The organism is Brevibacillus sp. FSL K6-2834, from assembly GCF_038592925.1.
Taxonomy (GTDB): domain Bacteria; phylum Bacillota; class Bacilli; order Brevibacillales; family Brevibacillaceae; genus Brevibacillus; species Brevibacillus borstelensis.
Genome location: NZ_CP151945.1, coordinates 2,880,079 through 2,892,241, shown reverse-complemented (window position 1 = coordinate 2,892,241; position 12,163 = coordinate 2,880,079). Strand labels below are relative to the sequence as shown.

10 protein-coding genes and 1 pseudogene are annotated in these 12,163 nt (G+C 47.3%); 8 read left to right on the top strand and 3 right to left on the bottom strand.

What is annotated here, in order from left to right:
• Positions 1 to 442: 442 nt before the first annotated feature.
• The gene (locus tag NST96_RS14285) at positions 443 to 907 is read left to right on the top strand and encodes a DinB family protein (RefSeq protein WP_024983608.1); all 465 of its coding nucleotides are present in this window, start codon (positions 443 to 445) and stop codon (positions 905 to 907) included.
• A gap of 221 nt (positions 908 to 1,128) precedes the next feature.
• Positions 1,129 to 2,031, top strand: a complete 903-nt coding sequence (locus NST96_RS14280; RefSeq protein ID WP_152562248.1) for a putative RNA methyltransferase — start codon at positions 1,129 to 1,131, stop codon at positions 2,029 to 2,031.
• 186 nt (positions 2,032 to 2,217) lie between these two features.
• Here NST96_RS14280 and NST96_RS14275 read toward each other — a convergent pair whose 3' ends face one another.
• Entirely contained in the window at positions 2,218 to 3,663 is a 1,446-nt protein-coding gene (locus NST96_RS14275) for an IS1182 family transposase (RefSeq protein WP_024985259.1), read from the bottom strand.
• A gap of 112 nt (positions 3,664 to 3,775) precedes the next feature.
• Positions 3,776 to 4,546 (bottom strand): hypothetical protein, encoded by a 771-nt coding sequence (locus NST96_RS14270; protein WP_342404145.1) that lies wholly within the window; start codon positions 4,544 to 4,546, stop codon positions 3,776 to 3,778.
• A gap of 645 nt (positions 4,547 to 5,191) precedes the next feature.
• On the opposite strand from NST96_RS14270, the gene NST96_RS14265 reads away from it, so the two are divergent.
• From NST96_RS14265 to NST96_RS14240, 6 genes and pseudogenes are all read left to right on the top strand, one after another.
• Positions 5,192 to 5,434, top strand: coding sequence for a hypothetical protein (locus tag NST96_RS14265; RefSeq protein WP_003390439.1), 243 nt, complete (start codon positions 5,192 to 5,194; stop codon positions 5,432 to 5,434).
• A 268-nt stretch (positions 5,435 to 5,702) separates the two neighbouring features.
• Positions 5,703 to 6,137: an SRPBCC domain-containing protein gene (locus NST96_RS14260; protein ID WP_003390438.1), complete on the top strand. Its 435-nt coding sequence runs from the start codon at positions 5,703 to 5,705 to the stop codon at positions 6,135 to 6,137.
• Complete coding sequence (locus tag NST96_RS14255) at positions 6,137 to 6,469, top strand: metalloregulator ArsR/SmtB family transcription factor (protein ID WP_003390437.1); 333 nt, start codon at positions 6,137 to 6,139, stop codon at positions 6,467 to 6,469. The genes NST96_RS14260 and NST96_RS14255 overlap by 1 nt, the downstream gene beginning before the upstream one ends.
• Before the next feature lie 243 nt (positions 6,470 to 6,712).
• The gene (locus NST96_RS14250) at positions 6,713 to 7,927 is read left to right on the top strand and encodes an MFS transporter (protein ID WP_172920249.1); all 1,215 of its coding nucleotides are present in this window, start codon (positions 6,713 to 6,715) and stop codon (positions 7,925 to 7,927) included.
• Positions 7,928 to 8,398: 471 nt separating this feature from the next.
• Entirely contained in the window at positions 8,399 to 9,433 is a 1,035-nt protein-coding gene (locus NST96_RS14245) for an AraC family transcriptional regulator (protein WP_342404144.1), read from the top strand.
• Positions 9,434 to 10,596: 1,163 nt separating this feature from the next.
• Positions 10,597 to 11,034 (top strand): annotated as a pseudogene (locus NST96_RS14240) (SRPBCC family protein).
• A gap of 178 nt (positions 11,035 to 11,212) precedes the next feature.
• Here the strand turns inward: NST96_RS14240 and NST96_RS14235 are convergent.
• Complete coding sequence (locus NST96_RS14235; RefSeq protein ID WP_003390431.1) at positions 11,213 to 12,133, bottom strand: DUF4261 domain-containing protein; 921 nt, start codon at positions 12,131 to 12,133, stop codon at positions 11,213 to 11,215.
• Between the last annotated feature and the right edge of the window lie 30 nt (positions 12,134 to 12,163).

The following is a 12,163-nucleotide window of genomic DNA, read 5'->3' as shown; positions in this document are numbered from 1 at the left end:
TACGGATAGGTCGGCCTCTTTCTTATGATGCCAATCATTGAAATGTATGGCTGAATCAAATCAACGAAAAGGACAGCAGTTCAACCTTCAAGTCGATCGGCATGGGATGGATTTAGACAACACCAATTTTCCAGTAACTCGCTGCAACTGTTCTGTAATGAGAAATCATCCTAGAAGGAATGTCTATCATGTAGCGGTTATTGATAATGTTTGTTACATAAAGCATAATATAGCAATAGTTGTTCGAGATGGAGAGAGATTTCAGAATTGTACGACAAACAATATACACCCTCAATTTCAAAGAGTGTTGAGTCAAATGGAAAAAGTACGAGCTTCTCGGCATTGACCAAGAAAGATGGCAAAGTGAACGCCCAAAACGATTTCTTCCGTTTACGGGGGCAAATTCGAATCCAATCTTTTGGCGGAAAAGGAGCTGGAAAACATGCAAGCATTGTTCCACTATAATTGGATGGTCAGAGATGAATGGCTGGAGCTGTTGAAGCAACTGCCCCGCGAAGAATTGCTGCGCAGCCGTGTGGGCGGAGCCGGCAGCATTCTGTACACGCTGTTTCACATCGTGGATGTGGAGTATAGCTGGATCATCTTCGGGATCCAAGGCAAACCGGACACTGAGCCGAATTTTGGCGACTACCAGTCACTTGATCGGGTGAAAGATTTTTCCGATTCATGCCGCAGTGAAATCGCATCCTTTCTGGAATCGTGGTCTGGTGAAAATGAACGAGAGAAAGTGACCGTTTCCTGGTCCGAAACAGCGTACACACAAGGAGAAATAGTAAGGCATGTGATCGCGCACGAGATCCACCATATGGGACAGCTGTCCATCTGGGCGAGAGAGCTTGGTCTGCAGCCGGTATCCGCCAATTTTATCGGCAGAGGATTATTGTAAAAGCACTCTGTTTTCCATAACCTTTTTTCCCATAACGAAAAGTGCTATACTTAATGTCGCAAGGGAAATATCCCCTTCGCCAGATTTGTTACGGGAGAGGTTACCAACATGATCATCCAATTCATTCGTTTACGGTAATGTAAGGTACAGATTATGTAATCTCAGTCAAAATGGCTGGGTTTATTTATCTGTGCCTTTTTCATTCACCGAAATACGAATGAATGGGGTGCTTTTTTGTGTCCAATAACAGCAAGAAGATCAAGTCTGCGGGTCTTATTTCAGCGAATAATGGCTTGTTTCGTTGTCCGCTTTGTTCAGGGGCCATGGAGCTGATTCTTGAGAAAAGCCTGCAATGTACGAATCATCATACCTTTGACCTTTCCAGACAGGGGTACGTGAATGTTCTGTCCCACGGCCTCAAAACGAAATACGATAAACAAATGTTCGAATCGAGAAGGAGTCTTTACAAGAGCGGAGTGTTTCAGCCGCTGGTCGATCAGATTGGCGGCAGGATCATCCGTGAGCACGAGTCGACACGCGAGCCGCTGAGGATATTGGATGCAGGATGTGGAGAAGGCTCGCATTTATTTGCTATCCGAGAAAAGATCGTGCAAAGCTCGCCTCACGAGTTGTTGGCAGTGGGGGCTGATATTGCCAAGGAGGGGATCTATCTCGCCTCCAGAGACTATCCGGATATGATCTGGTGTGTCGCCGATATTGCCAATTGCCCATTTGCCAGCCAGCAATTTCATTTCATTCTGGCGATCTTGTCGCCTTCGAATTACGCAGAGTGCCAACGTATGCTCAAAGACGATGGAATGGTGATCAAGGTAATCCCGGAAAGCGGATATCTCCAGGAGCTGCGGGCAATTTTCTATGAGCAAAGCGACAAGCAGTTGTACGCAAACGACAATACGGTCGCGAGATTTACAGAAGCGTTTGAGCTTGTAGAAAGTGAGCGGCTGAAATATAGTTGGAAGCTTGAAAAAGCGCTGGTCGAACCTTTGATTCGGATGACACCGTTATCGTGGGGATGCACGGAAGAGGACTTGCAGAAGGCAAAAGATATGGATATTTCCGAGATCACGATTGATCTGCGGATATTGTATGGGAAGAAAAAATAGTTTTGATCCCGCGGACCGCGGATTGACGCCTGAAAAGGTTGGTTCATGCGACCCGTGTGCGGGAAGTGACCTTGTTGCCATTCGTATATCCAAACATTACAAGCATTCCCGACAGTACTGTCTTTGTCGGTAAGCAATACGTTTGGCAAGGTGCCAATACACGTAAAGACGCTTTTTTCAAGCGTCTCAGGTTGCAGACAAACTCCCTCGCTGAACGAACAGCAGAGGGAGTTTGTTTAATAATTTGATGAAAATACCGAAGGTGTTTTGATCGTTCACCTTTTGGCGACCTGATTTCCATAGCCAGGTCGCCATTTTTTTCAAGTTCATGGCAGCGAAAACAAGCATCGCCTGCATCGTGACCTTCTCCAGTCCTCGTAAGGTCGTCCAACGCATGCCATGCTTTTCCTTCATATCAGCGAATACACGTTCAATCGTTTCTTTCCGTTTGCTATAGATTTGTTTGTTTTCCTCGGTATGCCGGAGGTGGTCTACCTCTTCGAGGTAATCAGCCCAGATGTGGCGACTCACTCTCTTTGTGTAGTCTTTACTTTCCGTGCATTGTTTCAAGAACGGACAACTTCGGCAAACTTGAGAATTTGATCGATAGATACGGTACCCATCCTTGTTTGTTGTCTCATATGTTAAGATTTGCTCGTTCGGGCAGATGTAGCAGTCGAAATATTCATCATACACATATTCGTGCTTTTTAAAAAAACCTTCTTTGGTGCGTGGTCTTGTGTAGGGCATAACGGGGCGAATCTGGTCATCAAGGAGTGTTTTACTGATGTAAGGCGTCTTGTATCCCGAGTCCACTGCCACAGCTTGAGGCTGTGCAAACGTCTTTCGCACTTGATTCAAAACATCCTCAAAAACCTGACTGTCATGCACATTGCCTGGCGTTACCTTGGCACCAAGCACAAATCCATTTCGATCACATGCTGTATGAAAACTATAAGCAAATACACGTTCCTTTTCCCCTTTTACAAACAATCCGCAATCCGGGTCAGTTGTGCTGACTTTCACCTCCTTCTTCGAAGTTTCTGTCTTTTTTTCAAGGGGCTTCTTTCCATGTGCAATACGATCCTGATTGATTTCTTCGTCCAGCAGCTCTTGATATTTCTTCGCTTGTTCTTCAACGATTTCTTTCACGTATTTATGCTTATTCGCACTGGCTTTTACATGCGTAGCATCAATGAAAAGCACATCAGGCTTCACGAATCCATGATGAACCGCCTCCTCCAATATTCGAAGGAAGATCGACTCGAAGAGTTGAGTATCCCGAAAACGGCGAACATAGTTCTTGCCTAGGGTCGTGAAATGGGGAATGGGCTGACTGAAATCATAGCCAATAAACCACCGATAGGCAACATTGGTTTCGATCTCTTTAATCGTTTGTCGCATGGAACGAATTCCAAAAATATATTGGATGAAAGCAATTTTAACTAAGACTACAGGGTCAACACTGGGTCTGCCATTGTCATGACAGTAAAGGCTTTCCACCAAGTCATAGATGAACGAAAAGTCGATTGCATTTTCAATTTTTCTTACGAGATGATCTTCTGGCACCAACTCATCTAGCGAGAATGCAGATATCTGATAACGCCCTTCGGCCTCTTGCTTATTAAGCATAATGCCACCTCTAAAAAATAACTTTTGAAAACGTAACATGTTCTATATTCAACAAAAAAGCCTGCAGACCCTGTTCCTTACGGAACTTTGTCTACAGGCTGAGACGCTTTTTTCAAGCGTCTTTTTTTCGTTCTTGTTTTTTCAGCTGTTCATTTTGCTTGTTCCAAAAATCTGGCGGCACAAATTCAATGAGCGAATAATCTATTTCGTCCCCGCTTGTGGTCGCCAACTGGACGAGCAGTGGCTCCGCTTTGTTTGCAGGCTCTAGATCCCCCGTTTTGATGGTGATCGCGACTGCTCCCGTCCTTTTCGGTTTTCCTACCACAACGACTTGATTTCCTTTTGTATAAACTTGGGTCACTTCTGTTTGAAAGGCAACGATGTACAAGTCCAGTGATTTTTCATTCTGGAACATGGGGATGGAAAGACCTATATTGTGCTCAAAATCGTACCAGCTGGAAAGTCCGATATCGTATGCGGTAAACAACCGATGGAGGGCATAGTGGATTCGGTTCGGCATATAACTCCAGCGCCCGACAGTGCTGTGCCAATGTTCCTCGTATGCAGGGCGCTGATAGGAGGGAAGGCTTACGATCGTTCGATAAGGGAGTTTTTTTCCTGTTTGCACGATCTCATTGATGGGCAGAACGACTGACGGAAAAGCTCCTTCAGGCAAAAAGGGAGGGTCTTGGAGTTTTACCGGTTCGGGTGGCTCCAGCCGTCTTAGGCGCTCTTTGCATGCATTCGCTCGTTGAGCTTCTTCGAGCTTTTTGTCAAACATCTTGATGTACCCTTCGCCGGATTCATTGGCGCTGGATGCAGTGGCAAAAGATATGCTTGCCAGGGACAGGCAAAACAGAAGACAAGTACATCTGCTTTTCATCGACATTGGCTCACCTCAAGCATAGTTTTGCCAATGAAGGAGAGAACACGGACATGTATTTTTTCAGCAAGCTTGTATGTTCCGTTATCTTACCAATGTCATAGCGTGTCTGGTGTCGCTTGCTACGGAATACAAATCGGTTAGTTTATTTTGTTTGCCATTGTTTATAAATTCCTTTACTCATTTCATCCCGATCTTCTCGGCAACATGAGCAGAAGCGGTATGGACGGTCGCCATATTTGTGCAAAGTCTTGGCAACTGGGGGTCATTGAATGCAAACGCTTTGCAGGCGGCAACCCCTTCTGTGAAACGCATGGTGACGGAGTCGGATAGGATTCTATGCAGGGGCGGAATGGCAGATAGTTCATACAGTTGTTAAACCAGTCTGTTTGTTTCAATCATGCGGACCACCTTTTTTCGTTTTCAGGTGTATTTTTTTGGGGGAGAAAAATGGTAACATATTTTGGATATATTTCACAGAAAACCAATACTATCCATGTTATTGCCTGGTTGTAAAAGCACAGTCTGCTAAAGCCTGGAAAAAGATTTCAACCTGGGAGAAAGCAAAGTCCAAGTAATGGAACTTGCTTTTGCGGAAGTGGTCAATGTCTTGAGGCGGACGGTCAGAGAGGGAGGAGAGACGTTTTGGATTTGTTAATCTTCTTGGGATTGTGTGTGGTTGTACTCTATATCGCCTATTTGCTCATTAAAACAGCCGTAAGAAATGGAATTGATGAGTCAACGAAAGTAGCTAAACTTGAGAAGCTTTTAGCCGAAGTTCGAAATGAGCTTCGGAAGAAAGAAACCGAACAGAAGCAAGAACAAGAGCAGAAGCAAGAACAAGAGCAGGAGCAAATGAATCAGCGGTTAAAACAATACGGCTCATAAACGCGCAGGCGACCGAAGCGGGGAGAATTTCTCACTGCTACTGGAAAATAAAAGGGAGGATACATAAACAAGATCAAAGGTCGACAAACTTACATACAAGAGTGCTGCCATATAAAAAACGACGGAACCGTTGGAATTGGACGATAGTTGGGATAAATCCCGGCCATTTTCACGATAGGGCATTGTTGACACGAAACCAAAAGGTTTTATATAATCAAAAGCGAAACCAATTGGTTTCATAAACCGGCAGAACAAAGGAGAACACATAATGGACTCGAATCAAAAAAACACCGTACCGGATATCAACAAGACGGTTGTGCTTAATGCCCCGATTCAAAAAGTATGGAATACAGTATCCACTGCAGAAGGCATTGCAGCCTGGTTTATGCCCAATGACTTTCAGCCAGTCGTGGGGCACGAGTTCCACCTGCAATCACCTTTTGGTCCCTCGCCGTGCAAAGTCCTGGAAATCGACGAGCCTCACCGCCTTTCTTTTTCATGGGATAAAGATGGTTGGGTCGTTTCTTTTACGTTAAAAGAGTTGGGCAACAAGACGGAATTTACCCTGGTTCACAGCGGATGGAAGCAGCCGGACGCAACTGTGCCGAAGGCCAACGAGGAAGCGGCAGTCATTCGCGACCGCATGAACAACGGATGGGAGTCCATTGTTCATGACAGATTGCGCCAAGCGGTTGAGGGTTAATGTCAGCCGTACAAAAACATGACGTATTTCAGGCGATTGCTGACCCGACTCGCAGAGAGATCTTAAAATTGCTTTCAGAAAAAGAACTGCCTATTTCTGAAATCACCTCCCACTTTCCGATGAGTCGAACAGCAGTTGCGAAACACCTGCAAATACTCTCGGAGGCCGAATTGGTTTGCGGACGCAAGGTAGGGAGGGAAAAGCGTTTCCGCCTTCATCCCGGACCGTTAAGCGAATTGAAAGAGTGGCTCTCTTATTACGAACAGTTTTGGACGAACAAATTGTCGATCCTTACACATGTGGTCGAGTCTCAGCCGGAGAGCGGAGACTGAATGGACGCCAGCGTAGCGCTGGTGTCTTTTTTTCGCTGGATGTTCGAAAACGTGAATCGGCCATGCCTTTCAGAGAATGGTTTTGTCAATTGACGGTCCAAGGCGGCTACCGGAAAAAATTAAAAAAATCCGTTTTACCGCATAAATGAATCCTTATCGAGGTAGCAGCTGTTCTGTTTTTCTCTTACCATCGAAACAAACATGCTGAGTAGAGGCTGTTTGCGGAAGGAGAAGGATGTTCAAATGTTGCGAATTCGATTCGGCATTTTCTTTAGCGTTTTTGTCGCGATGGTCGGCTTGATGATCATCGCCCCCGTCATGCCTCCGTTGATACGCGGGCTGGGGTTGAGCGAGACTCACTCAGGCTTGATCATTTCGCTGGGATCTATCGCGATGGCGGCAATGGCTCCGGTATGGGGAAACTGGAGCGATGTAAAAGGCAGAAAGCCCGTTATATTAATCGGCTTTCTCGGGATGCTGGCAAGCTATGTACTGTTCACAGCGACGATGTATGTCGGTCTGGCCGGGCTCGTCAGCGGCGGTTTTTTGGTTGTGATGCTGATCGTGGCACGAGGTCTGGTCGGGATGTTTATTCCTGCTGTTCCGTCGTCGGCGCAAGCGTATATGGCTGATATCACGGATGAAAAAGGCCGTTCGGCGGGAATGGCTGTAATCGGGGCAGCTAATGGAATGGGACTGGTACTTGGTCCGGCGATTGCCGGTGCTTTTGCACTCATCGATCTGATCTGGCCGCTCTATATCGGTTCGCTGTTGCCTTTGGTGGCATTTGGCGTAGTCCTGCTGATGATCCCGGCTCAAAAACCAGTGATTCGGGAAAAGCCGAAGAAGGTGAAACCGTTTCAAAAAGGCGTCCGCCTGTATTTGTTTGCCGGATTGGCTACGATGCTCAGCATTATCACCTTGCAAGTCGTCGGCGGCTTTTATTTCCAGGATCAATTATCCCTGTCTACCCGGGAAACCGCACGAATGATCTCCATGGGACTGATGCTCAGCGGTGTTGCGATGATTGTTACGCAAGGCTTACAAATGAAAAACCCGAAATGGCAGCCCAAGCCGCTGATCCTGGCTGGCTCGCTGCTTCTGGTGAGCAGCATGGCGCTTTTTTTGTTCGTCATCAGCATGGCAGGTTATTACGCAGCGTTTTTCCTGTTCGGGATTGGGGCCGGGCTGATGATGCCGGGATTTATGACGGGAGCATCGCTTGCAGTTTCCCACGAGCAGCAGGGGGGAGTAGCAGGGCTTGTGGGAGCAGTTCAGGGTATATCTGCTGTGATCGCCCCTATTCTCAGCACGAGCCTTTACCAGCTAGACAAACATCTGCCTTTCGTCTTTGTGGCCCTATTCGTCATCATTATGGCTGTTACGCTGCTTGCTGTCCGAACGCAGACAGGGGCGGCAATCGAGACTACTGCTGCCCATCAGGACGTAAGCAAATAGCATCGAGTCTTTTTGCTTTGCGGTTTGAGCGGACATCCTGACAGCAAAAATCGATACTCAGCCACCATGTTTCCTTTTGGTGGCTTTTTTGTGTTCGGTGAATACCCAATAATTGGTAATAGGTCCTCTAGGATTGAACCAAAAATACAGGAGAAACACTTTGTATCGATGTTTTGCCAGTACCCGAATGATTGCACCCGATTGATAGATTCCCATCTTCAAATCTTCTAACGGCGCATAGGCATAAGTTTGGCGAAGATAATGGTTGGATTCTTGCCATAAATATTTGGAAGGTACGATACACTGCAAAGGTCGCTGCAGCCGCTTTTTACAATCTTTGTTGACAATGATTTTCATTATTATTTAAACTGTGAATAATAAGTTTGCTTGTTTCCCGTGGAAACTTCTTCTCCTCCAAGGGGGAACCGCTCGTATGGTCATTTTATCAAACAGGGGAGGGAGGGAGCTGGTTTGAAGCTTCAACTGGATACCCATGACTTGGGGTGCATGATCGAGGAGCTAAGCGATGTCACCGTCTCTCCTCAGCCTGAACAGCACTTTCAATCCATTCCGATATTGGGAGGGGCTGCTCAATTGCAGCGGATTTTGCTCCGAACAGGCATGGAGATCAATTTGTATGAGGGAAGCATTCACGAGCCTGTGACGTTGGACGTCGGGGTCCGTTATCCTCACCTGGAAATCGGTTATACGCTTTCAGGTCAAGGTTTCTGGGAAACGGCTGGCTCATCCCGGGGGTATTGTTTGGCACCTGGCGTTTCCCATCTCATCTATATTCAAGATTCGAAGCTGCGTTTCGAACTGCTTCCCGTGGAGAGGTCCGTGCATCTGGAACTTCGGGTCGACGTTCGGTATTTCCGCGAACTGCTGCCCGAACTTTCCCGGATATCGGAGAAACCATCCTTTTGCAGGCAAACCGCCGGCTCGCCCCATCTTTCGCTTATCGCCGAGCAAATCAAACAGTGCCCTTATTCCGGCAAGCTCCAAAGGATGTTCCTCGAAGGAAAAGCGTATGAGCTCCTGGTCCATCATTTGGATGCGGCGGAAAAAGTGGAAAAACGGGTTCGTGCGGAATCCAAGCTGAATACAGGTGATATCCAGTGCCTTCATTATGCGAGAGAGATTTTGTCACGCACGTGGAGAGAGCCTCCCGGTTTGCTTGAGCTGGCCAGACTCGTCGGCCTTAACGACTACAAGCTCAAGCTCGGCTTTAAGCAATTGTTCGGCACAACGGTCTTCGGCTATGTCCGAGGCCTGCGAATGAGTGAAGCCCGTAAATTGCTGGAGCAAGGAAAGGCCAATGTCAGCGAGGCAGCTATGATGGTCGGTTATCACAATATAAGCCATTTTGCTTCCCTGTTCCGCAAAACGTTCGGTTATAACCCAAGCGAAATCGCAAGGCAAAGGAGTCGGGCCAAGGATGAAACACAACGTCACGATAGGGGAGGCAGAGATCTCCTCGGAGGAAAAGCTGGAGGTGTTCGTTGAGTCTGCATACGACGCTGGCGGGGAAGTGCTGCCTTCCGCTTTTCTGGCAAGCATCGTGTATGAAACAAAGAGCTAGTATTTCCGAAAAACAGTGAACGCTCAAAAAGATTGTTTCTTCGAACAAGAAAACGGGAATGCGGTGCTCCCCTCACTGAAGAAATGATCCGCACACTGAATCCGGAGAGAAATGTGAAAGAGGCAATGGAGGAAATACGTAACTGTGCTATTGACTGATGAAGGCCAAGTACGTGCCAACACGCCAAGACGGGCAATATCGCTCGGTATAAGTGCACAAGAGTGTTCTATAAGGGCCGCTGCGTATGTCAAGATATCAAAGGCTCGGTAGGCCACGCTCCCGATTCGGGCCTGGTTTCAATATAAAGGGCAATCTGCTTCAGAAGCTCCTGTTTTTTGGTCTCATCGATATGTGTGAGGATAGAGTGAACTACTTCGCCTTCCTGTACCTGAAATTTGCGAATCCGGGGGCAGGTGAGCGATGGGAGCCATTTGCGGTCGGCGAAAGGAATTCCGGTGCGATATCTGTCACGCTGACTCTGCCATTGCTATATTCCAAGAAGGCGTAATTATGAATCCCAACCTGTGGGGGAGTGCGTTTCACGATGTCTTCAGGTACGATAGAGATCAAACTGAGAGATGTGGTGATGCAAGCATGAGAATCAAACAAATCGAATGGGAACCTGCTGACCGGATTCCTTATGTAACGGCAATGCCGGGGAACCAGGGTATTTGCTTGCGCTGAACCAGATTTTACGGAAAAAGCCCGATGTGCTGTTGCTTCACCAGGGGCCCGAAGGAGTGAACTCCGGCCAGTTGGGACATGCCGGTATACGGACGGTATTGGAGGCTGGAGAGAGCACGCTGGTGTTCTGCGGGCATGTGCACTGGGAACAGCCTTATGCTGAGCTGCCGAATGGGACGCAAATATGCAACGCGGATGGCAAAGCGTTTATATTCTCAAGGTAGAACTCATCAACTACTATCGCTGCATATGTCAGAAACGCGGCTTTACGATCCGGATCTATGAACGGGTTTTTAGGATAAACATGTACATAATAGTAGTGCACGCATAGGTGAACAGACATTCTCTGTCGATTTTTCGCTAGGAAGGTCCACTTAACCAGAAAAGAGAGCTGATGCGAGGTATGAACAACCTGACAAAATTCAAGATAGAAAAACCGGCTAAAGAAGTGTTTGAGGCATTCGTAGACCCTTTGAAAATCGGGAATTTCTGGTTTTCGTCAAGCTCTGAAAGATGGGAACAAGGCAAGACGATCACACTGAAATACGATCTTTATGATGCAACAGCGGAGATTCACGTAATCGAAGTGGAGGTCGATAAAAAAATCGTGTTCAAATAGGGGCCCCCCGAAGAGGAACACGTGGTTGCCATTACCCTGACAGAGTTGGATCATTCCAGTACGATTATTGAAGTAAACGAAGAAGGCTTTAATGAGAATGATGAAGAGCTGATAAGCAAATTGGTGGACAACAAAGAAGGGTGGGTATTTATGCTGACCTGTCTGAAAGGGTATTTGGAGTTTGGTGTTCGCAATTTGAGAGGAGGATTAGTAAAGGAATAGAAAATGAGTCGGCGACAGGCGGAGTGAAACCCCATGGATTGCGGGTTTTCACTCCATTTTTCTGGAGCCATTGCTGCCCTGTTTTCAAACCACCAGTTTCCGGCAAGCTTCCGCTTCTGCCAAAACGCTTGTCATGCCGCTTTCACAGGACAATCCTTATGTCCTCAATCAGCCGTGATTAACGATCTGCTTCGGTGTACCCCTGCCTTCCAGCATAATAAGGTTCTCCCGGATCGATATCGATAACGACGCGATGTGGGGCCGCGAGCGCATATTGGTGCTCGCAGCGCCAACGCATATCTTCGCTGAAACCGACAGTTTCCCCGTCAGCGATCACGTCTCCCTGGTGAAACAAATAATAGCCAATATTCATTAAATGATCGGCAACCTCAGAAGGGTCGAGATCATAAAAATGGCACTGAACATCGGGAATGCCAAGTGCAGCGAGACCGATCGAGTCCATCAGGCCTTCCGCCCGACCGCTTCCCGTCCCTTGCACGTTATAAAAGCGTATATTCATAGCTCCATATAAGATGGCACCTTCTTCGATGGCAGCCAAATAAGCCTGGGGCTCTACAAGCTTGTCGCTCGCCCGAAAGTAGATCGCATCGCAAGGAGCTGCTTCCAGTACCGCTCGAAGGGCGCCGGTGAAAAGCTGCAATCTTGCTTGAGGCTCCAGCCCGGATGCCATCATATCGACCAAAAGGAGTGAATAGTTGCATTCGTTTAGCGTTTGAGCTGCTTCTTGCCAATGCCAGGACTGCTGAATCGCGGTCTCGTATTCTGCCGCAGGCCGGCTCTCGAAATTCAGTAAGCTGGTCTGAGCGGGCATTTCTCCTTCCGCGTACTGTACCATGTAGTTTAAATGGAAGAAGTGCATCAGCAGCTCCTTATCGGCTTCGTTGGCTTCCCAAACAGCAAGGGCAGGGTCATCTGTTTTTTCCCGGTCCGGCTGTTCGATTTTGCCCGTGTAGAGATTCATTTTTTCATAGAGGAGCGCCCGATCCAGTTTTGGCTGCTGCCTGTATTTCAGTTCAACCCCATAAACCCGTGCAAACCCAAAGTCTTTCTCCTGATCCAGAATATCCTTCTTTTCCATTTTTTCCTCCTTGGCCGAAGCGTTGATTGT

Coding starts and splice junctions, on each gene's coding strand:
- NST96_RS14255 (WP_003390437.1), top strand. CDS start 6,137: ATGTCAGCCGTACAAAAACATGACGTATTTCAGGCGATTGCTGACCCG.
- NST96_RS14260 (WP_003390438.1), top strand. CDS start 5,703: ATGGACTCGAATCAAAAAAACACCGTACCGGATATCAACAAGACGGTT.
- NST96_RS14235 (WP_003390431.1), bottom strand. CDS start 12,133: ATGGAAAAGAAGGATATTCTGGATCAGGAGAAAGACTTTGGGTTTGCA.
- NST96_RS14285 (WP_024983608.1), top strand. CDS start 443: ATGCAAGCATTGTTCCACTATAATTGGATGGTCAGAGATGAATGGCTG.
- NST96_RS14250 (WP_172920249.1), top strand. CDS start 6,713: ATGTTGCGAATTCGATTCGGCATTTTCTTTAGCGTTTTTGTCGCGATG.
- NST96_RS14275 (WP_024985259.1), bottom strand. CDS start 3,663: ATGCTTAATAAGCAAGAGGCCGAAGGGCGTTATCAGATATCTGCATTC.
- NST96_RS14280 (WP_152562248.1), top strand. CDS start 1,129: ATGGGGTGCTTTTTTGTGTCCAATAACAGCAAGAAGATCAAGTCTGCG.
- NST96_RS14270 (WP_342404145.1), bottom strand. CDS start 4,546: ATGAAAAGCAGATGTACTTGTCTTCTGTTTTGCCTGTCCCTGGCAAGC.